The sequence below is a fragment of the Brevibacillus fluminis genome, assembly GCF_003710825.1.
Taxonomy (GTDB): Bacteria; Bacillota; Bacilli; order Brevibacillales; family Brevibacillaceae; genus Brevibacillus_D; species Brevibacillus_D fluminis.
This window is the reverse complement of the sequence record NZ_RHHQ01000015.1, coordinates 143943-167124: the sequence shown is the minus strand read 5'-3', so window position 1 is coordinate 167124 and position 23182 is coordinate 143943. Positions and strand designations below refer to the sequence as shown.

Below are 23182 nucleotides of genomic sequence, written 5' to 3'. Positions count from 1 at the left end.
GTTGTACTTACTTCTTTTTTCTACGCATATGGCAGCCGATCGGTTCGCTCGGGATGTACCAGATCGGCGACTGCGTCATACAAATTCGGCGGATATTCCGCCAACCGATGGCATAGGTACAGGTACCATTCCACACCATACGGCAGATATACACGAGTCTTGCATCCGTTGCGCTTTTGCGCCAATAACCGCTCTGCCGCGATCCCGTAGAGCATCTCCAGCTCGACATGCGACTCTTGCAGCAGGTTTGCCGCATGCAGGCGATCAAGCGCACGCTGGTCATGCGTTGCGATCGAGACCGGCTTCCCTGCCCGAATGAGTCGTTCCGCGAAATCGCTGTACCGATCAAGCAACGCTTCCGAACGCGGCAGCGCCACCTCCGCAGGCTCGAGAAACGCGCCTTTGACAAGCCGGATACGCCCGGGAACCGCCAGCAGCTTATGCAAATCGTCTGCGCTTCGGTGCTGATGGGCTTGGATCGTGATCCCCAACATATCCGGATAGGCAAACGCCGCTTCCGTATAGAGCTCCAAAATCGCCCCGGTTTTCTCCGCCTCCTCCATGCTGACCATCAAGACGATGCCTCGCTTGCTCGCTTCTTCCGCCAATTCATGGAGGTGCTCGGCAGCCAGCCCCCGATCAATGCTAAGCCCGATATGTGATAGATCAAACGAAACGGTCGTTTCTTTTGACAGCTTCTCCCCCCGACGGATCAGCTGCAGGAACTCCTCTTTTGCAGCCGTGCAAGCTTCCCGCGAATCCGTATTTTCCCCGATGAACTCGAGCGAGACCGCGTATTCATGTGCGATGATTGACGCGGCTACGTTGAGTGCGTCCTCGATCGTCTCGGCCGGAACGTATCGCTTGGCAGCCCGCCTCAGCAGCGGGAACCATTCGGACTGCTGGACATACGCTTTCAGCTGCGGATTGCGTGCGATCTCCTTTAAAGCTGCCGCCGCCTGTACTCCATCTTTCATCATCATGTACACTTCCTTTTTTCTATTGTTTGTTTGTACAATACAGGAAGATAGTGGCCATAAGTAGATCCACTGTTCATGTAATTTGATGGTGCCACTCATAAAGGAGCGATGAATTTTTGTTTCTAACCGTCGACAGGACTTCGGAGCTTCCGCTTATCCGGCAAATTTTCGAACAAATTCGGGGTAACATTTTAAGCGGAGCATGGAAAGCCGGTGAAAAGCTGCCTTCAACGCGGGAGCTGTCCAAATCGTTGCAGGTGTCGCGCAACGTGGTGACGGAAGCGTATGAGCTGCTTTTTGCAGAAGGGTTTATCCACGGGCATCACGGCTCCGGAACGTATGTTAGCGAGGGGGCTTGTTTGCCTCATTACGAATCCCCGCTCCCACATGCTTCATCTCCTACTGCAGCGCTAATACAGCCAGCGATCGACTTTCGTTCTGGCATCCCGGATCTCACGCTTTTTCCCCGACGTCGTTGGGGCCGCCTTTTGCAAGAGGTGTCGCTCACGGCAGATGCGGACTCGTTTGGTTATGGCAAGCCGGAGGGGCGCCCGGAGCTGCGGGAGGAGTTGGCCCGCTACCTCGGCAGAGTGCGCGGTGTATCGTGCAGTCCGGAAGAGATCGTGATTACGTCCGGTACAACACAGGCACTCTCGCTCGCTGCCCGTTTGCTCTTGCAACCAGGCGATGTGGCGGCTATCGAGGACCCGATCACACGTGACATCCAGGCAATCATCAGCGCAACCGGCTGCGTGCTGCATCCTGTTCCAGTTGATTTACAAGGGATGCGCACCGATTTGCTGTCGGATGCGATTCGACCCAAGCTGGTGTTCGTTACGCCGTCTCACCAGTTTCCACTCGGCAGTACACTCCCCATCCAGCGTCGCATTCAGCTGCTTCAATACGCGCGACAAACGGGGGCATATGTGGTGGAGGACGATTATGACAGCGAATTTCGCCATGTGGGACCGCCGATCAGCTCCTTGCAAGGATTGGCCCCAGAACGTGTGATTTATGTCGGCACCTTCAGCAAAATTCTCTCGCCCGCCCTGCGAATCGGCTACCTCGTGCTACCGACCGCCTTGGTCGAGCGGTGCCGCGAGCTGAAATGGTTTGCCGATCTGCACACCGCCTCGTTTATGCAGCTGGCTTTGGCCCGCTTCCTCGCAGAGGGGGATCTTGCACGCCATATCAATCGGATGAAAAAGCTGTACCGAAAGCGGCGTGATTTTCTCATCGGCGCCCTGCGCAATCAATTCGGGGATCGCGTGGCGATTAGCGGAGAATCGACAGGCATGCACTTGATTGCCACGTTTGCCGGACACTGCTTCACCCCGTCTTTTTTCGAGCGGGCTGCACGTACCGGTGTGTTGGTTTATCCTGTGGAGGCCCATGCTATCGTTTCTGGACGGCATGATGACCGACTGATTTTGGGCTATGGTCATTTACAGGAAGATCAGATCGCGGAGGGAATTATAAGGCTGGCGGAAGCAATCTCTCTTGGTGGTCATTAAAAACAAGGCGATACGAACGCAAAAAACCGATGATTCCCGTCTACACGAAATCATCGGTTTTCCATTAGGTTGCGTCTACACCAACCGCTTCGCTGATATGTTGAAAACCGTCTTTTGCCAGCAGCTTTACAAGCTCCTTGTTGATTTGTTTGGCAATCCCCGGTCCCTGATAAATCATTCCGGTATAAACTTGAACCAAACTCGCGCCAGCGCGAATTTTACTATAGGCATCTGCTCCGGTAAAAATGCCTCCGACGCCAACAATCGGCACTTGACCGCCCACTTCCTGATAAATCTCCTTGATCCATTCTGTTGAACAGTCCGTAAGCGGTCTTCCGCTCAAACCTCCTGCCTCACCGGCTTTCGGGTGGTTCCCGACCACTTCGCGTGACACCGTTGTATTGGTCGCAATCAGGCCCGAAATCCCTTCCTCGACAGCGGCATGGACGACGTCATGCATCTGCTCGTCTGACATGTCCGGCGCCACTTTCAAAAGAATCGGCTTTTTCTTCATGCCGCGCCCTTCCAACTCCGCCGCTTTCTCGCGCACCGCACGAATGAGCGTGCGTAGGTTTTCCGTTTCCTGCAGATCGCGCAGGTTTGGTGTGTTCGGCGAGCTGATATTGATGACGAAATAATGGCCGTACGCATACAGCATGTCCATGCATTTGATGTAGTCGCTGACGGCTTCCTCATTTGGTGTCATTTTGTTTTTCCCGATGTTGATACCGATCGGCACATCGGAATACGCATAGCCCACCAGTCGTTGAGAAGCGAGATAGGCCCCCTGATTATTGAAGCCCATTCGGTTAATCAAGGCTTGGTGCTCGGGCAGCCGAAATACGCGCGGCTTCGGATTGCCCGGCTGTCCTTGCGGGGTGAGCGTCCCGACCTCGACAAACCCGAAACCCAGTGCCCCTAAGGAGTGGTACACTTCTGCATTTTTGTCAAAACCCGCCGCCAACCCGACTGGATTCGGGAAGGTGATACCCCACTGTTTTGTCTCCAGACGTTCGTCGCGAGTTTGATAGATCATTTTCAATATGGCTTTACCCGGAGCAGAATCTTCTACTAGTCTCAGGGAATGAATTGTCTTCTCATGAATCTCTTCAGGTTCCTGCTGAAACAGATACTTTCGTATAAGTTGATACATCTTGGTTGCCCTCCTTACTCCGTTTTTCTCATAGTAGGATACCATACTTTCATAGAATGGGTAGTGATATGACAGAAAAAAGGCCCCTCCAAATAGAGGGACCTTGACTCGATTGCTGCCGTTTGTGTCTAGACGATTGTCTGTCGCAAGCCGAGCGAGCTTTCGTGGAAAGTAAGTTTTGGATATTTGTCGACTGCCATGCGGAGCTGATATTCGCTTTCGAACAGCATAACCGGACGATCGTAACGGTCGCGCACGATTTGACTGCGGGAACGCATTTGGTCGATAGTCGCCTTGTCGCCGTCGACCCAGCGAGCGATTTGATATGGCAAGCGCTGCAGCATGATGTCGACACCGTATTCTGCTTTCAGGCGGTATTCCAGCACCTCGAATTGCAGCACGCCGACCACGCCGAGGATCAGATCGTCCATCGGGAAGGTGCGGAACAACTGAACCGTCCCTTCCTCCGTGAGCTGCATGATCCCTTTTTGGAACTGCTTGTGCTTCATGGCGTCTTTCACCGTCACCTTGGAGAAAAACTCCGGCGAGAAGTGTGGCATTTCCTCGTACTCAAACGATTCACCCAGACAGAGTGTGTCGCCAATTTGGAAAATGCCTGGATCGAACAGCCCGATGACATCCCCCGCGAACGACTCGTCGACGATTGCACGGTCCTGCGCCATGAACTGCAAAGGCTGTGCCAGTTTGACTTCCTTGTTCAGACGGACATGCTTGACCGCCATCCCGCGCTCGAAGCGTCCGGAGCAAATCCGCAGGAATGCCACGCGGTCACGGTGCGCCGGGTTCATGTTCGCCTGGATTTTGAAAACAAAACCGGAGAACGGGCGCGTATACGGATCGATTTCCCCGATCGAGCTCTTTTTCGCTGTTGGCGCCGGTGCCATCTCCAGGAAATTGTCCAGGAAGGTCTGCACGCCGAAGTTGTTGATCGCACTGCCGAAGAAGACCGGTGTCAACTGGCCAGTGGCAATCAGCTCTTCGTTGAAATCATCGCCTGCCACGTCGAGCAACGAGACCTCGTCTTGCAGCTGCTGCCACAAGTCCGCACCTGCACGATCGCCGATCAGCGGATCTTCAGCACCCGTTACTTCCACGAACTTGATTTCGCTATGCTCGCTGCCTTGCTCATAGAGCTCAACGCGCGATTTGTGCCGGTCATAGACGCCACAGAAATGGCTGCCCATCCCGATCGGCCAGTTCATCGGATACGAGCGGATACCCAGCACGCGTTCGATTTCCTCCAACAGCTCAAACGGATCTTTCCCGTGACGGTCGAGCTTGTTGACGAACGTAAAAATCGGAATCCCGCGCATACGACACACTTTAAACAGCTTGATCGTCTGCGCCTCCACACCTTTCGCCACGTCGATGATCATCACGGCCGCGTCCGCCGCGGTCAGCGTCCGGTATGTATCTTCACTGAAGTCCTGGTGACCCGGCGTATCCAGAATGTTGATATGGTGACCCTCATATTCGAAGTCCATTGCACTGGAGGTTACGGAGATTCCGCGCTTTTTCTCGATCTCCATCCAGTCAGATGTCGCATGCTTCGAGTTTTTCCGTCCTTTGACCACGCCCGCTTCCCGGATGGCTCCGCCGAAATAGAGCAGTTTTTCGGTCATCGTTGTTTTCCCTGCGTCCGGGTGGGAAATAATTGCAAACGTGCGTCGTTTGGCAATTTCCTCTGCCCATTTGGGATTCATCTGGCTCATTTACATTTCTCCTAAGCTCAAAAGTGGTTCTTCCATCAGTACGATTATACAGACAAATGGGGCAGCATGAAAGTAGGTAGAAAAAGATGTAGGTTATGGTATAATTGGAATTAATAAAATTTTTTTTACTACATAACCGCAAGGAGGTATTTCCCGCTATGTCTACGACCCAGGAAACATTGGTCAAATCGTTTCGTGAATATGTCAACAAGCTTGTGACGTACTCGCAAGCCATCGCTGTCTTGAGCTGGGACCTGCGCACCAAGGCTCCCCGCAAAGGAACCGAAGCCCGCTCCAACGTCATCGGCATGCTGTCCGGCGAGCACTTCAAGCTGGCGACATCTCCACAGATGGAGGAATACTTGCTTGCACTTGAAGAGCCGGCGGTATTTTCGACCCTCGATCCAATTTTGGCGAAAACCGTTCAGGAATGCCGCAAAGAGTTTGACCGTTCGAAAAAGCTGCCTGCGGACCGCTACCAAGAGTATGTCGTACTGACAGCAACATCTGGCTCGGTTTGGGAGGAAGCTCGTCCGAAAAACGATTTCGCTGCTTTCCGCCCATACCTGGAAAAAATCGTTGCCTTCCAGCAAGAATTCATCGGCTATTGGGGCTACAACGGCCACAAATACAACGCTCTGCTCGATATGTATGAACCAGGTATGACGGTCGGCCAGCTCGATCCAATGTTTGCGACACTGCGCGCCAAAACGGTCGATCTCGTCGCAGCCATCGCAGCTTCACCCAACCAGCCTGACACGAGCTTCCTGACTAAGCATTACGAGCCAAGTGAGCAAGAGAAATTCAATCGCTTCATCGTCGAGCAGATCGGCTACGATTTCGCTGCTGGTCGCCTCGATGTCAGCGCGCATCCGTTCTGCACCACGTTCGCGCCTACCGATGTGCGCATCACCACCCGCTTCATTCCAAACGATCTGCGCACTGCCCTGTTCGGCAGCATCCACGAGACTGGGCATGCGATTTATGAGCAAAACATCTCGATGGACCTGTTCGGCACGCCGCTGTGCGACGGCACTTCGATGGGCATCCATGAATCACAGTCCCGCTATTGGGAGAACATGGTCGGACGCAGCCTGCCGTTCTGGAACCATTTCTACGGCGATCTGACCAAGCAATTCCCGACTCAGCTGGAAGGCGTCAACGTAGAGCGCTTCTACCGTGCCGTTAACCAAGTGACACCATCGCTCATCCGTATCGAAGCCGATGAGGTCACCTACAACCTGCACATCATGATCCGTTATGAGCTGGAAAAAGGCTTGATCGAAGGATCGCTCGCGGTGGAAGATTTGCCACACCTGTGGAACGAAAAAATGCAGGAATATCTCGGCGTCACGCCGGATTCCGATGCAAATGGCTGCATGCAGGACGTTCACTGGTCCGAGGGCTTGTTCGGCTACTTCCCAACCTATTCCTTGGGCAACGTATATGCCGCGCAAATCACCAACACACTCAAAAAAGAAATCAGCAACTACGACGAGCTGATCGCCTCTGGCCAATTCGCGCCAATTCGCAGCTGGCTGAAGGAAAAAATTCATCGTCATGGCAAAATGAAAAGCCCGAACGAGCTGTTGCAAGATATTACCGGCGAGTTGACCAACGCCAACTATTTGGTCGACTACCTGGAAAGCAAATACAAAACGATTTACCAGCTGTAATAAGCAACTGAACCGATTATGCAAATCCCCGTTTGCGCCGAACTGGTGTGAGCGGGGATTTTTTCTACTCTTGACGATGTGAGGAAACCTAACATAAAATGTTTGTATCTACTATAGGCGGTGACCTTATGTCAGAAATCACAGTAAGAAATGCACATCTCTCCGATCTCCCCGCTCTGCTTGCGATCTATAATCACGTTGTGCGTACGTCTGCCGCAACCTTTGACTTGGAAGAACAAACGTTGGAACAGCGCGAAAAATGGTTCCACAAGTTCACGGGCCGCTATCCGCTCATCGTTGCCGAACAGGATGGCGCGGTCATCGGCTATGCAACGATCAGCATGTTTCGCGAAAAACAAGCGTATCAGCAAACCGGAGAATCCTCTATTTATATCCACCATGAGCATCACGGCAAAGGGCTCGGCAAGCTCCTCATGAATGAACTGATCGCACTGGCGAGAGAAAACGATTTTCACGTGCTGATTGCAGGCATTACGCAAGGCAACGATGCGAGCGTGCAGCTGCATAAGCGCCTCGGCTTCGAATGGGCCGGCACCTTCCGCGAGGTCGGCTACAAATTCGACCAGTTCCAGGATGTTTCGTTTTATCAATTGATTTTGAAATGAAAATCGCGACAGCCAAAGAGAAAAGCCGTTTTTCATCCAAACGGCTTTTTCGCATGCTTTTAAGCATCAGTTATTCAATTGCACTTCCGACGGCCGCGGCACATCCGGCTTTCCTTCCGAGTTGTTGTACCAGTAATCCGGCACATCGCCGATCACGAGTGAGTTGGTGATCGGGATACTCGTGACCACCGTAGTCTGGTCGGTCGCGAACGGTATGACGATCCTCAGCGTCACCTCGACGCGTATGTAGACGGTCACCAGTACCATGTTGATTCCAGCTTCCGCCATTTTGGTCTCCAGGTTGGTCTTCACCGCGCCGATCGGCACATACGTAACAGGCAAACTTGGCCCCATCTCAGCCAAAAAGCTACTGCCCGTCGCCAATCCAATCGGAATGTAATTTTTCGTCGGCTCGAACTCAAACTCATCCAGCGTGTTTTTGATCCGCTCGGTCGTCTCCCCCAAAATTCGCGAATATTCTTTAAAATCCAGATTGATCGCCTTAATCTTGTTGTCCTTATCCTTTTCCATCTTGATGAAATCGTTGTTGTTAATGTTCATCTGCGCGATCTTTTTCGTCACCGCATCGGAAATGGCGTCTTTGGCCAGCTGTTCGGCTTTTTGTTTAGCAATGATCAGGACGGTCGGCTCTAATTTTTGCTCCACAAAAAAAAGTGATTGAACGGTTAGTACCAGAAAAATCAAAAACGAAAAGAAATACAGCCGTTTTCGCGAAATCGGAGCGTACATGCGTCGACGGCGAAACCGAAAAGGAGCCATCGTCCCTCCCCCCATCTCAAAAGAAGTCTATGCGGGAAGGGACAAAAATAACCCACTTGGTTAGGATCGAGGACGCGTTTTACTCAAACAAACGGCGGGCAGGCCATGACCCTTGCAGCTTGCGGATCATCACGATTTGACCGGTATGACAAGCGTCGTGCAAAACAATGCTGGTCACCATCAAGCCGAGCGGACGGGTCGGATGGGGACGGTCGAAGGCCTCCTCAGGCATAGAGGAGAGCAAGGCATGCAGATCGCGATGAACTGCCACAAGCCGCTCGCGTGTCGCTTGCCAGGCAGCTTCATCATCCGGCGCCGCATCGACGGCAAACGTGTCATCGTTGGTCATGCCCTGCGGGTTCGTGTAGCCTACCGTCAGTTGTTTGAGCAAGCGTTCCTTGTAAAACAGCAGATGATTCGCCGTCTCCCAAATCGTGTTGGCGGCTTCCCCCTGCGGTCTCCAGCTCGCTTGTGCTGCCGTAACCCCTTCCAAGGCAACGTGCAGCGGCGGATACCAGTCTTCCGTCTCCGTTGTGATCTCCAATTCATGCAACAGCAGCTCCATCCGATTCATCCCGAATCCTCCTCGCAATGTCTACTCATTTCTTTTTTTCAGCGGTATAATGGCAAAAAAGAACAACCGATCACGTAACTATCATAACAGAAATAGATGGTTACAAATATAACGTAGCACAGACTGGAAATGATTTCAAGGCACAAGCAGGAGGATTTTCTATGGAATTGATAAGCTTGGATTTTCTTAATAGCGACTGGAGGGATTGGCGCGGCTCTGGACGTCACGAGAACCGTTTGGAGAAAGCAGACTGGCTGGAGTGGTTTTTGGCAAAATGGGACTTGCCCGCCGATCTCTCGGCGATAAGAGACGTGCGTGACTTGACCTTGTTTCGCGACAGCTTGCGCACAATCGTCGAATATACCGTCGCCGGAGAGCCACTGCGCGATGCGGACATTGCCTTTTTCAACGAAGCTTTGCAGCCGTACTCTTCTTATCCACAGCTGTCCCGCACCGAAAACGGGTTGCAGCTTACACAAGTGAGTGCACTCAACGGCTGGCCGTACGTCACAGCCCGGATCGCGCTCGATTTGGCCGAATTGCTCGCGAAAGGTGATCTGCGCCGGCTGAAAATGTGCGACAATTCGGATTGCCGCTGGATTTTTTACGACCAAAGTCGCAATCGTGCAGCGCGCTGGTGTGACGACAAATGCTGCGGCAACTTGATGAAGGTGCGCCGTTTTCGTAAAAAAAACAAGTAGCTGCTTTATGCGAAACGCCCTTTATTTGCGATACCAGACTAGTCGCGTACGTGTACACAAAAAAGCCAACAGTCCGATTAGGGAGTTGGCTTTTTTGCTCGATTTCAATTGTCAGCGCGTCGGCTGCAGCAGTGCTTGCTTACGTACGTACTGGGTCAGCTCGACGGTCATCTGGTAATAGTTGAACGGCGTGATCAAGTAAATGCCTTTGAAATAGCTCATTGCAACATCCAAAAGCTCCTTGGCCATTTGGATTCCTTCTTGGCGGGCCGCTTCGCCCTCCACGTTTTTCATGCGCTCCAGAGCCATGTCGGAAAGCTTGATTCCCGGCACTTCGTTGTGCAGAAATTGCGCGTTGCGGTAGCTTGTGAGCGGCATGATGCCAATGAAAATCGGAATGTCGATGTGTTTGGTCGCATCATAGATCAATTTAATCGTTTCCGCGTCGTAAACCGGCTGCGTCATGATGTAGTCGGCGCCCGCCTCCACCTTCCGCTCCAGACGTTGGACAGCCGCCTCGATCTGGCGTACATGCGGGTTAAACGCTGCACCAACCAAGAAATTGGCTTTTTGTTTAAGCGGTCGCCCAGAAAACGATATGCCTTCATTGAGCTGCTTGATCATTCGGATGAGGTCGAATGATGTGACATCGAATACGGAGCTTGCCCCCGGCAGATCGCCGAAGCGAGATGGATCCCCTGTGACGACCAGCACTTGGTCGATGCCGAGCGCATGCAAGCCCATCAGATGCGACTGCTGACCGATCAGATTGCGGTCGCGGCAGGCCAAATGCAAAAGCGGCTCCAAGCCGTATTGACTCTTCATCATCGCACCCAGCGCCATGTTGCTCATTCGCACGTTGGCAAGCGAGTTGTCCGCTAATGTAACTGCATCCGCTCCGGCATTGTGCAATTCGCAGCAGCCGTGCAAGAAGCCCTCTGCATCCAAATCTTTCGGCGGGTCAAACTCTACAATGATCGTGTGCTGTTGTTTTACCTTGTCAACGATATGCGGCGTACGGCGTGGAGCGACGGTGCCGATCTCGATGCGCGGCTCTGTTGCCGGACTCGGATTGAACCGTTCAACCGGGGGCAACTCAGCCAGTGCTTCCGCCATTGCCCGGATGTGATCCGGTGTTGTACCGCAACAGCCGCCGATGATTCTGACGCCTTGTTTGCGCAGCAGCAAAGCGCTTTGGGCGAAATAATCAGGTGACGATTTGTAAGCATATTCCCCGTCGGAGAGGCCAAGGCGACCCGCGTTGGGGAATGCCGACAAGAGGATGTCGTCCGGTGTGACAGTTGTTTCAAACGAGCGAATGACTTCTGCCGGACCTAGGCGACAGTTGAGTCCGACGATGTCGGCACCGCTTTGCTGCAGCTGCGCGAATGCTTCGGTGAGCGTATAGCCGTCCCGTGTTCGGCCCACCTCCAGTGTTGCCAACTGGGCAATGATCGGCAGCTCGGTTAGCGGACGAATCACTTCCACTGCTAGTCGCAATTCATCCAAATCGAGAAACGTCTCAAGCAGGATGCCATCCGCGCCTGCATGGAGGAGCGCGGTCGCCTGCTCCTCGAATTGGTCACGGTATTCATCCAGCTGCTGGCTGCGGACGCGGCCCGCGATAATGGAGCCGATTCCGCCGATAACGTACGCATCTTCCCCGACCGCATTGCGAGCGATCGTCACGGCAGCGCGATTGATCCGCGTCACTTTGCTTTCCAGCCCGAAACGTGTCAGGCTGTCCCGGTTTGCACTAAATGTGTTCGTTTCGATCAGGCGCGCACCCGCCCGATAATAGGCCGCGTGCACGCTTTGCACCAGCTGCGGATTGGACAAACACAATTCCTCGTAGCTGACGCCGACAGGCACGCCAAGCTGGTACAGCTGTGTGGCCATCGCGCCATCGCCGACTATCAGATGATCTTTTACATATTCTTTCAAATTCGGTTTGTTTGCCAATCTGGTTCCCTCCCTTCCTCAAAAATCGCTCTATGCTTCCACCAATGACGGGCCTGCGTTGAAGTAACGCGCTTCTGGATGGGCAAATACCATCGCGGAAACGGATGCTTCCGGGTCCATCATGAATCCTTCTGTCAATTGAATGCCAATATCTTCCGGTTTCAGCAAGCGGAACAGCTTCTCCTGGTCTTCTAGGCTTGGGCAAGCCGGATATCCAAAAGACACGCGAATCCCTTGATAGCGAGCGCCAAAACGTTCCAGCATGGTCATCTCCGTCGGGTCCGGGAAGCCCCAGTTATCGCGCATTACATGGTGGATCCTCTCGGCAAACGCTTCGGCGCACTCCAGCGCCAGCGCCTGCATCACGTGGGAACGGAGGTAGTCGCCTCGTTCTTTGAGCTCGGTAGATCGCTCGCGGATGCCAAAGCCGGCCGTAACCGTCAGGAAGCCGACATAATCCATTTCACCGCTTTCCACTGGCCGCAAGAAGTCCGACAGGCAAAGGAATGGGTCTTCCGCTTGCCGCGGGAAGGTGAAACGTTCCAACAGCTTGCTGTGATCGTTCGAATCGTAGATGAGGATGTCATCCCCATCGGCCTGCGCTGGGAAGAATTGATACATCCCGTGCGCCTGAATCGTGTTGTCCGTCTTCGCCTCGGCGATCAAGCTGTCGACCACATCGACCAGACGCAATACTTTTTCATCGCCCTCTGCGATCATCTTCTCGACGTTGCCCCGCACGCCCAAATGCTTGCCGAGCAGCATCCGTTGGTTGATGTACGGCTGCAGATGTGCAATCGGATAGTTGCGGAGCACGTGGCGCTCGGTGTCTGGCGGCAAATAGATCGGCGTCGTGCGGCTGATCGCGGAGCGCTTCGGCTTCTGCGAAACCGCTGCCTCGACTGGCTTTTGCTCCTCAGTCTGCTGCGCTGCCTCCAAAGCAGCCTGCTGTTCTGCCCACAGCTTATTGCGTGCCTCTTCGTCCTGCAGCTTGTTAGCCAAATCAAGGCCGTCCATCGCGTCTTTCGCATAGACGACGATACCGCTGTATTCAGGGGCAATCCGATTCGAAGTGAACTTACGTGTCAGCGCAGCTCCCCCTACCATCAGCGGCACATGAATGCCAGCTTCGCGCAAATCTTGCGCGGTGATGACCATCTGCTGAGCCGATTTCACTAGCAGGCCGGACAATCCGATTGCATCAGGATTTTCCTCGCGTGCCGAGGCGATCAGCTGCTCCGGCGTCACTTTGATGCCGAGGTTCACAACATTGTAACCGTTGTTCGACAGGATGATTTCCACCAGGTTTTTCCCGATGTCATGCACATCCCCTTTTACCGTCGCGAGCAATATTTTTCCTTTCGCAGCGCTTTCGGACTTCTCCATGAACGGCTCCAAAAAGGACACAGACGCCTTCATCACTTCCGCGCTCTGCAGCACTTCCGCAACGATTAGCTGGTTGGCGTTGAAGAGGCGTCCCACCTCTTCCATTCCGCGCATCAGCGGACCGTTGATAATCTCGAGCGGTGCATATTTTTTCAGCGCCAGCTCCAGATCCGGGATCAAGCCGTCTTTTGAGCCTTCCACCACATAGGCGGCCAATCGTTCCTCGAGCGTCAGTTTGGACGCTTCCACCTTTACTTCTTTTTTCTTCTGACGGTAAAACTCCGTGAATTTGGCTAATGTTTCGTCATTGGTATCAAACAAGAGCGCTTCGGACAGCTTGCGTTCTTCCTCAGAAATCGAAGCATAGCGCTCCAGCTTCTCCGTGTTGACGATCGCATAATCGAGACCGGCCAACGTCGTATGATATAAAAAGACCGCATTCAGCACCTCGCGTCCAGCATTAGGCAAGCCGAACGAAATGTTGCTGACGCCAAGGACGATTTTGCACTCGGGCATCGCTTCCTTGATGAGGCGAATCCCTTCCACAGTCTCCTTAGCTGAACCGATATATTGTTCATCCCCTGTTCCGACGGGGAATACAAGCGGGTCGAAAATGATGTCCTGCGGGTTAAGCTTGAATTCATTGACCAACAGATCATAGGAACGTTTCGCAACTTCCAGCTTCCGTTCGCGCGTAACCGCCATTCCTTTCTCGTCGATCGTACCAACAACGACAGCCGCCCCGTATTTGTGAATCAGTGGCACCACTTGCTCGAACCGCTCGAGTCCGTCCTCAAGGTTGATCGAGTTGATGATCGCTTTCCCTTGAGAAAATTTCAGTCCCAGCTCCAGCACATTGGCGTCGGTAGAGTCAATCATGAGCGGCGCCTTCACTTTTTTGGCCACAAACGAGAGGAACTGCTCCATATCGTGATATTCATCGCGGTCCGGGTCAGCCAGGCAGACGTCGATGACGTGCGCGCCGCGCTTCACTTGTGCGCGAGCGATGTCCGACGCTTCCTCGTAAGATCCCGCCGCGATCAAATCTCTGAATTTTTTGGAACCGATGACGTTAGTACGCTCCCCGACCAAGAGCGGGCGATTGTCATCTTCGACGAACACCGTCTCGATCCCGGAAACCGCTGCTGGATGGGGCTGAGCCTTGCCACGCGGCTTGATGTGTTTCATCGCTTCTGCAATTGCGCGAATGTGCTCCGGTGTCGTCCCGCAGCAGCCGCCTGCGACGTTGAGCCAGCCAGCCTCGGCAAATGCTGCCAGCTTGGAAGCCAGCCCCTGTGGCGATTCGTGGTAGTGGCCGTTCTCATCCGGCAGACCTGCATTCGGATAACAGCTGACCGCGCATTGCGCCAGCTCCGACAATGTACGCAGATGGTCTTTCATGAACTCAGGTCCTGTCGCACAGTTCAACCCGATGGAAATTGGCTGCAAATGTTCGATGGAAATGTAAAGCGCCTCGATATTTTGGCCAGCCAGCGTCGTACCCATCGGCTCGATCGTACCCGAGATCATCACGGGCAATTCGCGGCCCAATTCTGAAAACGCTTTGCGAATGCCGATCCCGCCCGCCTTCACATTCAACGTGTCTTGGGAAGTTTCAAGCAAAAGCACATCGACGCCGCCGATGATCAGGCTTTTGGCTTGGCGATAGTAGTTTTCCACCAGCTCATCAAACGTGACGCCACCGGTCAACGACAACGTTTTGGTCGTCGGTCCCATTGCACCTGCGACATATCGTGGCCATTCCGGCGTGGAATAATGATCCGCCGAAGCACGTGCGATCTGTGCCGCCGCAATGTTTAGCTCCTCGTCCCGCTCCGAAATGTCGTATTCGGCCAGGACAATGCTGGTCGAGCCAAATGTGTTGGTCTCGATAATGTCAGCGCCCGCTTCGAAATACGTATCATGGATATGACGGATCACATCCGGTCTGGTGATGTTCAAAATCTCATTGCAGCCCTCCAGATCGTCCCCGCCGAAATCATCAGCCGTTAAGTTCGCCTGTTGGAGCATCGTCCCCATCGCGCCATCCAATACGAGGATTTTTTTCGCCAATTGCTCTTGAAATGTAGGTTTTGTCATGTGGTTTCCTCTTCCCTTCCCCCATCAAAATACAAAAGAGTCCCCTTCTTATAGAAAAAAAAGAAGAGGACTCTCTACGCATATCACGTAAGTTCCTCTCATCTTTCAAAGCGCAGCGCGCTCTGCTGGAATTGGCACCTGTACAGATGTACGGTTGCCGAGGTTTCATAGGGCCAGTCCCTCTACCTCTCTTGATAAGAGTTCCTTAAAGTATTCACAATGTATTACGTTGTATATTACCATTCCTGTTTCTCATCCGTCAATGGATAAATGCCGGACAGGCAAAAGCGCCCAATTTCATTTCCCGTGGGCAACCGCCCACAACAGGATAGGCTATCCCGTATAGACTGTAAGCACAAGAAGCAATGAAACAACAGACTTCTTGAACAGATTCACATGATTCAACCACATGGAAGGAGGCACAATACGTGAGTACATCATTTTGCGGAAACTTCTTTGGTGACAGCTTCGCTCTGGTGCTGGTACTTTTCATTCTGCTTGTGATCGTTGGCGCAGCTGAATGCTAATCCCGTAACAAACGCAGGGGTCTCCATGAGAGCGCTGAAACATGTGAGAGAAACATGACATAACATACCTTGAGAATGACGTGTCCTGATTAACGGGGAGGAGCACGTCATTTTTCTTTTGCAGCGATACCCCCATTGATGAGATAATGAAAGATACGACCCAATGAAAGGTGTGATTGTCTTTGGAAGACAAAGAGCAATTGTCCAAATCAGCGTTTATCGACAAGCTGGACAAAATCAAAGAGCTACATGCGACGGAATCGGAAACGTACGCGATCGCCAAAGACCGCACATCCGGTCAGCATTACCTCTGGTATTCGCTGTTCCATATGAATCTGTCCGAGGGCAGAAACGACCAGTTCGAACACTTCCTGCCACTCGATTCTGACGACGTGCTCGGCTTCATGTTCGGCGAGGAGCCGTATGTATACCCGACCAACTGGCAAAAGCCGTACCTGCGCACCGGAACGGATGACCGTCTGATGTGGTTTGACCCGACGGAAAACTTCAACCTGGAGCAAGAGGCACAAGAAGAGCACGCCCTGCTCGATCGCCTTCTGCAATACAAGCAGCAGTGGATGGAAGCCAAAGACAAGGAAGAGCTGACTCGCAAGTTTTTCGCTGACCTCGACGACCTGAAACCGGATAAGGAATAACTCGGGCCGCATTGTTCTGACAACCAGACGTTGCATCTGACGGGACAGTCCGTTATAATGGCGGTTAGTACGATATTTGGTTCGATGATAAGGAAAGTAATCATTTTGCTGCAGCAAAGCGAGTCGGGGGCGGTGGAAGCCCGGCATGCACACTTGATGAAACGCCCCTTGGAGAAACCTCCCGAACGCCACAGTTGGCTGCGTAGGGAGCGTCGGGTCTGCCCGTTACAGCAGTCAAGCGGTTTCGTTAATCGAACGGCATTGGAACTCCAAGCTGATTCGTAATGAAACAAGTAAGAGTGGCACCGCGGGAGTATATACAACCTCTCGTCTCTTTTCCAATTCATTGTGGAGAGACGAGGGGTTTTTCTATTTTTGAAAGGATGAATGGATATGGATCACAAATTGCAAGTAGCAACCAAAATCACGGAAGCATTAGCGGGGCTTGGCGTTCAAGATTTTCCGTTTGAGAAAGTGAGCAGCATGCTGGAAACTCCGCCAAATCCGGCGATGGGCGATATCGCCTTCCCTTGTTTCCAACTGGCAAAAGCATTGCGCAAAGCACCGCCGGCAATCGCGGCCGAGTTGGCTGGTGCCATTTCTGGAGCGCCGCTCAAAGAGGTACAAGTAGCAGGACCATACATCAACCTGTTCTTGGATCAGCATGTTGTCGGCACCGATATCATTTCCGCCGTCCTCACCCAAGGCAACGCTTACGGCAGCTCGGAGGATGGCCAAGGACGCAATGTTCCGATCGACCTCTCCTCACCAAACATCGCCAAGCCTTTCTCCATGGGCCATCTGCGTTCGACCTGCATCGGGAACGCGATTGCCAACATCATGGAAAAGAAAGGCTATACCCCGGTGCGTATCAACCATATCGGTGACTGGGGCACCCAGTTCGGCAAGCTGATCGTCGCTTACCAAAAATGGGGTGACGAAGCGAAAGTAAAAGCTGAGCCGATCAAAGAGCTTCTGAAGCTGTACGTGCAATTCCATGATGAAGTGGCCAACGACCCTACGCTCGAAGACCAGGGCCGTGAGTGGTTCAAAAAACTCGAGGATGGCGACGCAGAGGCGCAGCATCTGTGGGAATGGTTCCGTGAAGAATCGCTGAAGGAGTTCATGAAAATTTATGAGCTGATGGACATCAAATTCGATTCAACAAACGGCGAAGCTTTCTACAATGACAAAATGGACCGCGTCGTCACGATGCTCGAAGAGCGCAACCTGCTGACAGAATCCGACGGTGCGATGGTCGTTATGCTCGATGAATTCGACCTGCCGCCTTGCCTGATCAAGAAGTCCGATGGCGCGACGCTGTACGCGACTCGCGACCTGGCAGCGGCTTTGTATCGCCACGAGACGTACGATTTCGCCAAAGCGGTATATGTCGTCGGTGGCGAGCAACGCCTGCACTTCCAGCAGCTGTACAAAGTGCTGCAAAAAATGGGCTTCGACTGGGCGTATGAAATGTACCACATCCCATTCGGCATGATGCTCAAGGATGGCAAAAAAATGTCCACCCGTAAAGGTAAAGTCGTCTTGCTCGAAGAAGTGCTGGCACAAGCGATCGCAGACGTGAAAAAAGTCATCGAGGAGAAAAATCCGACGCTCGCAAACAAAGATGAAGTGGCTCGCCAAGTCGGTGTTGGCGCCGTCATGTTCCACGACCTGAAAAACTACCGCCTCAATGACATCAACTTCTCCTTGGAAGAGATGCTTACATTCGAAGGCGAAACGGGTCCGTATGTGCAATACACGCATGCGCGCGCGTGCTCGCTTTTGCGCAAGGGCAACTACCAACCAACGACCGAGCCGACGCTGGCAGAGGGTGCGCTCGACAGCAAAGAAGCATGGGCCGTCATCACCGCATTGAGCCAATTCCCAGACATCGTCGACCGTGCCGCTGCCGATTTCGATCCATCCTTTATCGGGAAATTCGTTATCGATTTGGCCCAGTTGTTCAATAAATTTTATGCGAATGTCCGCATTTTGGCTGAGGAAGAAGATGTCAAGCAAACGCGCTTGCAGTTGGTCGCCGCTGTTGTCATCGTTCTGAAGGAAGGCTTGCGCCTGCTCGGCTTGAAAGCGCCGGAAGAAATGTAAAAAAGGGAAAAGAAAAAACAGCAGAATCGCGCTCTGCTGTTTTTTTCTTTTATTGGGCCGCAGCCGAAGGTTATTCAGCTTTCGCCTTTTCCTTGGCGAACCACCCTTTGTATAACTGCATGATCAGCTGCTTATTGATCGATTGCGGCTCTGCTACCACATTGCCCACCCCATCGATTCCGCGGTACAAGAGCGCGCGGTCGTCTGCAGGATCGGACATGGTTTCAATGATCATATCCCCTGTCTTGCCAACCACTTTCCACTCCGGGATCATCAGCTCATATTCGTTTGGGGCAAGTTCAATATACTCTTCATCGTTTAGATCAATCACGGCGTAATCGTCATGCTCGATGACGGCTTCATACAGTTTGCCATTGGCTGAGTGATACAGTTCAATCTCTTTCGCGTCATTCAGATGCTGTTCAATTTTACTGAAATCATGGATGGTTACCTTGATTAAGCGCTTCATGTGACTCTCCTCTATCTTTCATTCTTTGCCCATGTAAGGGGCTCATTGCTTTTCATCATCATTGGAACGATTACACTGTATCATGGTTTATGCGCAATTACCAGCGACACACCTGTTACACTTTTCGGCCGGCCGAGCCGTAATCGCGGATAAACACCTTGACATCGACAATAATCTCGCTTTTGCTGAAAACGTTATCCCAATTGTTCTTCAACTTTTTCCAACTGGCATAGTCGGCAATTCGGAATTTGCCTTCATAACCTAGCACATCCACTTTCAGCTGCTTCTGCAGCACCATAGGTTCCGACTCTCCTAAAAGGGCTTTCGAGCGTGTCCCTATTTATCCTAGTTAGGAGTGTTTTTTGTACGTCCCAAACGCCGCTTTAGCCTTTGGCTAATGAGGATCCTCTCACCGCTTGCCATTATGTAAAAAAGGAGCAGGCATCCCTGCCCCTTTCCCATGCCCAAAGCCTCGATCTCCTTGCCAGCAGAACACTTTTAATGGACTTTTGCTTTGGCTTTGGCTTTGATTTTGGCTTTGGCATTGCCCCCAGCTGCATTGCCGCCATTCGACTGGTGAGTAGTAGAACCGCCTGCACCGCCAATTCCGCCAGTTGTGTTGGAAGAAGCGTTTCCTCCGGTTGCAATCCCAGTATTTCCGCCAGTTATAGCGTTACTATTGATCGTTTGCGTGGTATTGGCAAATGGGCTTGCAACGTTGACGCTATTATTTTGATTGTTAACGATGATATTACCGCCCGCATTCAGAGCAGCAACAGCGAAACCGCCAAAGCTGTTTTTCGAGAGAATCGTGGCAATCTCGACATTTTCTCCTTCTCCACCTACACTGACAGCTACGCCGTCAGTACCGCCAGTGGCGGTACCACCTGCTCCCGCCACCACATTACCGCTTCTTTTGACTTCCGCAATGTTTGTGCGAAATACCTTTGTTTTTGAATGTTTACGCCGACAACTCATATTTTTCACTCCCTTCTTTTGTCCTTTTATAGTTATATTTTTTGCTTGGACATCTTGTAACGGCCAATGAAGGAAGGCAAGAACATATTTTCCTATCAACACCGTTTATTTTTTCAAAGATTCAACCGCATCCAAGAAGGCTTGCCGATACCGTTTTTCTTCTTCCATGACCGACTTGAGCAGCGGCGTCAATTCGCTCGCAGCTTGACTCAGATTGGCACCTTGACCCGCTTGGCTACCTAGAAGGGACAGAAATGAATAGACGAGCATCAGTGTTGAATAATTATCGACGTACGTTAAATTGTACGCTTGACCACCTAAGCCTCCGAGGGCATTTGCCGTAGCGTTGGCCGTGGATTGCTGCCCGTTCGGGAGAGTATCTTCATTTTCCACTAGTTCCTGACTCACTGTGATCACCCCTTTTCTATGACCGGCTTATCAACACTCACCTTTAATCTTAGCTTCTGCCTCGGCGATTCCACCATTTGCCAGACCGCCGTTCGCGCTACCGGTCGATGCGCCACCAGTGCCGCCGCTTCCGCCCACACCATTCGCGTCGGCAGTTCCTCCTGTGGAGATTGCACCTGTTCCCCCAACTGACGAAGCACTCGAAGCCGCGACCGTAACATTGCCGTTTCCAATGCTCGTAGCCGACGAAGTTGCTGTAGCAGTGGCTGCTCCTCCGGTGTTTCCCACTGCCGTTACGGAACCTCCTGTTGCTATTCCACCTGATCCCGAGCCACCATTTCCTCCAAGAGATACGGGGGTGACATCACCACCGCTCGCAGTACCACCATTTCCTGCCTGGGCATTCCCACTGTTTTCGATTTCTTTAATAATCTCAAGCTCATCATCTCTTCTACGGGACCCCATCTCGTTCACCTCCCACTAAGCTCGATTTTTTGCTCTTTCATTGATGGTAGAAGCTATTTACTCAATCGTTTTCCCATTGATTACGGTGTGTGTTGTTACAAGGCTTTCCGGTTCACCTTGTTCGCTGCTACCCTCAGCACCGTTCTCGACTGCCTGTTTCGCCAGTTCCAAGCTAGCATTGATAATGTCTTGAATTTTGGTATTTAGATTGCTCATGAAGTTTTCTCCCAATCCCGGCACGCCATCAAGCCCTACCTTCACATTTTTCAATGCATCTACTGGAAGGCTTTTCAACATTTCTCTGATGCTGTTCTCTAAATTATTGCGAAATTCGGTCATCGACTCTTGCATGGATTCTTGGATTTCATTTCGATTCATACATCTCACCTTATCCTTTCTTCTTGTGATACGTTATATATATCAATTTCGGGTACTAGCTGTGACGGCACTTGCAGGAGGATAATCACATATTTTGGTAGAAGCAAATCGAGAGAAGGCAAAACCTCTTCCCTTACCGCTCCAATGCCCGCAATAGAAAGCGAGTCTTTTCCTCTTCCCGCTGCAAAAATTGCCGGATCTCGCCTACTGTAAACTCTTCAAACCAGTTCTTACGCAAAAATCTTTCAAATTGATGCGGAAAGGCAAGATCAAGATAGAGCAGCTCCATTTGCTTTTCGCTAAGCGGGTTTTGTTCGAGATAGCCGGACAAGAGAGCAGAAAAGCTGGCTTCATTCCAACGGTTGTTGTGGCGCATAATGATAGAGAGCAGCCTCCCCAAATCGACAGAAGGATAGTCAAAGCGGGTAAACTCCCAATCGATGATGGTGAATCGCTGCATCTTCTCATTCCATAGCACATTCCCTGTATGGAAGTCTCCGTGACACAAAAACTGGCGTTCCAGTGGCTCCGCTCGCACCTCTGAAAAATACTGATTTTGGGTGAGTATGCGCAAAAGTTGTTTTCCGGCCCGAATAAAGAAATCGATTGATCGCATGACGAGTTGATGCTCTTTTTCTTTTGAGGACCGATATTGTTCGCGCCAGCCAATCATGGTTTGAAGTTCCTCCTGATAAATTTGCTCCCATTCCGCAATCCCCTGGCACGGCTTGACATCCCCTGCGTTAAACCCAAGTGAACACGCATGAAAGTGTCCAAGTAACCGGCCTCGTTCCGTGCAAGCGCTTTTGGAGGTGATGTGCAACGGTTTTCCCTCTACGTACTCTTGCACGGTGTAAGGGGTGCCGTTGCAGAAAAAAATAAATTCACCGTTTTCCATCGGGATGGTCTGTGGAATGGCTACTCCTTTTCCCCGTAAATAATGTTCGACTGCCAAAATGAAGGACATTCGGTCGCGATCCGCAAAGATGGATTTGACGACAAATGGTCCGTCATCGGTCTGAATTCGCAATACGAGCGTTCTCGGTGTATAGTGAAGCAATTCTGCCTGGCGAATATTGAATCGGTAGTTTTTCGCAACCGTAGGTAGTATCTCTTCTTCCATGCTGCTCACTCCGCTATGAAGATAAAAGACCTCTCCCAACTGTGTGGAAGAGGTCATTGGGCCATTCTTTTCCATCAAATTAGCATTTGCGGCGCTTGCGGCACTTACGCTTGCATACGCATTTGCAAGGTTTGCAACGACGACGACGGCGGCGGCGATGGTCAGAACTAGAGCTTTCATTGCGACGACGCTCGACTTCCGCCTCAAGCACGACTGGTCCGGTAATGACAGCCCGATCGCCTGGCTCTACTGCACGTGCCGTCAAGATATACGTGGCGCCTGGCTGGAATGGAAATCCAGGAATGTTGCCGATTCCACTCATGGCACTGCCGCCTGCAAAAGGAAAGCGTGCATCTACCGTAGTGAATGCAGTTGTAACAAACCGTGCACCCACATCTGTGTTGTCGATGATGGCAGCAGAATCCAGCGTGCTGAAGATCAGGTTGTTGCTATCTACCACGTTTCGGAAAATCTCGAACAACACAGGTACCCGGTTGCCGCTCGCATCGGCAGTTGCCTGCCAGCCAACGACACCGTCAATTTTCACTGTACCATTGCAAGGTACGAAAACCCTTGCCAGCTCCGTGCGGTTGGTGACTGTCGTTGTTCCTACCAATGTGATGTTTTCACTGCCAAACGTATTCCGTCTAGCATCAAAGGCAAAGCAATTCTGATTTTTGTGATGGTGCTTATGCTTATGATGATGATCGCTAGTGGAATTCGAGTGATGACGATGATGATCGCTAGTGGAATTCGAGTGTTGGTGATGAGAAGACGACATGTAAATCACCTCCTAACTTGCTTTCTCATCATCAAGATATTGCTTGTTTTCTATTATTGCCACAGCATCTATCTTGATGAATCTGTCCCATTTTTGAGGAAAT

At 51.9% G+C, this 23182-nt stretch carries 22 protein-coding genes and 1 riboswitch; of the genes, 7 read left to right on the top strand and 15 right to left on the bottom strand.

What is annotated here, in order from left to right:
- Positions 1-20: 20 nt before the first annotated feature.
- Positions 21-983, bottom strand: a complete 963-nt coding sequence (locus EDM56_RS19690) for a proline dehydrogenase family protein (protein ID WP_342772405.1) — start codon at positions 981-983, stop codon at positions 21-23.
- A gap of 113 nt (positions 984-1096) precedes the next feature.
- Here EDM56_RS19690 and pdxR point away from each other — a divergent pair, with 113 nt between their 5' ends.
- Positions 1097-2494: a MocR-like pyridoxine biosynthesis transcription factor PdxR gene (gene pdxR / locus EDM56_RS19685; RefSeq protein ID WP_122919619.1), complete on the top strand. Its 1398-nt coding sequence runs from the start codon at positions 1097-1099 to the stop codon at positions 2492-2494.
- A gap of 64 nt (positions 2495-2558) precedes the next feature.
- Here pdxR and EDM56_RS19680 read toward each other — a convergent pair whose 3' ends face one another.
- Together EDM56_RS19680 and EDM56_RS19675 are read right to left on the bottom strand one after the other, a co-directional pair.
- Positions 2559-3647, bottom strand: coding sequence for a quinone-dependent dihydroorotate dehydrogenase (locus tag EDM56_RS19680; protein WP_122919618.1), 1089 nt, complete (start codon positions 3645-3647; stop codon positions 2559-2561).
- Positions 3648-3775: 128 nt separating this feature from the next.
- Positions 3776-5380, bottom strand: coding sequence for a peptide chain release factor 3 (locus tag EDM56_RS19675; protein WP_122919617.1), 1605 nt, complete (start codon positions 5378-5380; stop codon positions 3776-3778).
- A gap of 158 nt (positions 5381-5538) precedes the next feature.
- On the opposite strand from EDM56_RS19675, the gene EDM56_RS19670 reads away from it, so the two are divergent.
- A complete protein-coding gene (locus EDM56_RS19670) occupies positions 5539-7056 on the top strand; it encodes a carboxypeptidase M32 (RefSeq protein ID WP_122919616.1) in 1518 nt (505 codons plus the stop codon).
- 128 nt (positions 7057-7184) lie between these two features.
- Positions 7185-7682, top strand: a complete 498-nt coding sequence (locus EDM56_RS19665) for a GNAT family N-acetyltransferase (RefSeq protein ID WP_122919615.1) — start codon at positions 7185-7187, stop codon at positions 7680-7682.
- A 66-nt stretch (positions 7683-7748) separates the two neighbouring features.
- Here EDM56_RS19665 and yunB read toward each other — a convergent pair whose 3' ends face one another.
- Together yunB and EDM56_RS19655 are read right to left on the bottom strand one after the other, a co-directional pair.
- Entirely contained in the window at positions 7749-8462 is a 714-nt protein-coding gene (gene yunB / locus EDM56_RS19660) for a sporulation protein YunB (RefSeq protein ID WP_246009451.1), read from the bottom strand.
- A gap of 79 nt (positions 8463-8541) precedes the next feature.
- Positions 8542-9036, bottom strand: a complete 495-nt coding sequence (locus tag EDM56_RS19655; RefSeq protein WP_122919613.1) for a DinB family protein — start codon at positions 9034-9036, stop codon at positions 8542-8544.
- A gap of 161 nt (positions 9037-9197) precedes the next feature.
- Between EDM56_RS19655 and EDM56_RS19650 the strand changes: the two genes are divergently transcribed.
- Complete coding sequence (locus EDM56_RS19650; protein ID WP_122919612.1) at positions 9198-9737, top strand: CGNR zinc finger domain-containing protein; 540 nt, start codon at positions 9198-9200, stop codon at positions 9735-9737.
- Between the two features lie 111 nt (positions 9738-9848).
- Here the strand turns inward: EDM56_RS19650 and EDM56_RS19645 are convergent, their stop codons facing one another.
- Positions 9849-11699 (bottom strand): bifunctional homocysteine S-methyltransferase/methylenetetrahydrofolate reductase, encoded by a 1851-nt coding sequence (locus tag EDM56_RS19645; RefSeq protein WP_122919611.1) that lies wholly within the window; start codon positions 11697-11699, stop codon positions 9849-9851.
- Between the two features lie 30 nt (positions 11700-11729).
- Entirely contained in the window at positions 11730-15185 is a 3456-nt protein-coding gene (gene metH / locus EDM56_RS19640) for a methionine synthase (protein WP_122919610.1), read from the bottom strand.
- 95 nt (positions 15186-15280) lie between these two features.
- Positions 15281-15386: riboswitch (SAM riboswitch) on the bottom strand.
- A gap of 227 nt (positions 15387-15613) precedes the next feature.
- Here metH and EDM56_RS19635 point away from each other — a divergent pair.
- From EDM56_RS19635 to argS, 3 genes are all read left to right on the top strand, one after another.
- Positions 15614-15712 (top strand): YjcZ family sporulation protein, encoded by a 99-nt coding sequence (locus tag EDM56_RS19635; protein ID WP_122919609.1) that lies wholly within the window; start codon positions 15614-15616, stop codon positions 15710-15712.
- A 182-nt stretch (positions 15713-15894) separates the two neighbouring features.
- Positions 15895-16368, top strand: coding sequence for a hypothetical protein (locus EDM56_RS19630; protein ID WP_122919608.1), 474 nt, complete (start codon positions 15895-15897; stop codon positions 16366-16368).
- A 393-nt stretch (positions 16369-16761) separates the two neighbouring features.
- On the top strand, positions 16762-18477 hold the full coding sequence (gene argS, locus EDM56_RS19625; protein ID WP_122919607.1) for an arginine--tRNA ligase: 1716 nt from the start codon (positions 16762-16764) through the stop codon (positions 18475-18477).
- A gap of 70 nt (positions 18478-18547) precedes the next feature.
- Here argS and EDM56_RS19620 read toward each other — a convergent pair whose 3' ends face one another.
- The 8 genes from EDM56_RS19620 to EDM56_RS31215 all read right to left on the bottom strand — a co-directional run bounded on the left by EDM56_RS19620 (position 18548) and on the right by EDM56_RS31215 (position 23079).
- Positions 18548-18946: a hypothetical protein gene (locus tag EDM56_RS19620; RefSeq protein WP_122919606.1), complete on the bottom strand. Its 399-nt coding sequence runs from the start codon at positions 18944-18946 to the stop codon at positions 18548-18550.
- Between the two features lie 115 nt (positions 18947-19061).
- On the bottom strand, positions 19062-19244 hold the full coding sequence (locus EDM56_RS19615; RefSeq protein WP_122919605.1) for a Ger(x)C family spore germination C-terminal domain-containing protein: 183 nt from the start codon (positions 19242-19244) through the stop codon (positions 19062-19064).
- 200 nt (positions 19245-19444) lie between these two features.
- On the bottom strand, positions 19445-20026 hold the full coding sequence (locus EDM56_RS19610) for a hypothetical protein (RefSeq protein ID WP_148040400.1): 582 nt from the start codon (positions 20024-20026) through the stop codon (positions 19445-19447).
- A 3-nt stretch (positions 20027-20029) separates the two neighbouring features.
- On the bottom strand, positions 20030-20332 hold the full coding sequence (locus tag EDM56_RS19605; RefSeq protein ID WP_122919603.1) for a hypothetical protein: 303 nt from the start codon (positions 20330-20332) through the stop codon (positions 20030-20032).
- Between the two features lie 30 nt (positions 20333-20362).
- A complete protein-coding gene (locus EDM56_RS19600; RefSeq protein ID WP_122919602.1) occupies positions 20363-20797 on the bottom strand; it encodes a hypothetical protein in 435 nt (144 codons plus the stop codon).
- Between the two features lie 57 nt (positions 20798-20854).
- Entirely contained in the window at positions 20855-21175 is a 321-nt protein-coding gene (locus EDM56_RS19595) for a hypothetical protein (RefSeq protein ID WP_122919601.1), read from the bottom strand.
- Between the two features lie 133 nt (positions 21176-21308).
- The gene (locus EDM56_RS19590; protein ID WP_183192527.1) at positions 21309-22298 is read right to left on the bottom strand and encodes a CotS family spore coat protein; all 990 of its coding nucleotides are present in this window, start codon (positions 22296-22298) and stop codon (positions 21309-21311) included.
- 79 nt (positions 22299-22377) lie between these two features.
- The gene (locus EDM56_RS31215) at positions 22378-23079 is read right to left on the bottom strand and encodes a hypothetical protein (protein ID WP_148040399.1); all 702 of its coding nucleotides are present in this window, start codon (positions 23077-23079) and stop codon (positions 22378-22380) included.
- Between the last annotated feature and the right edge of the window lie 103 nt (positions 23080-23182).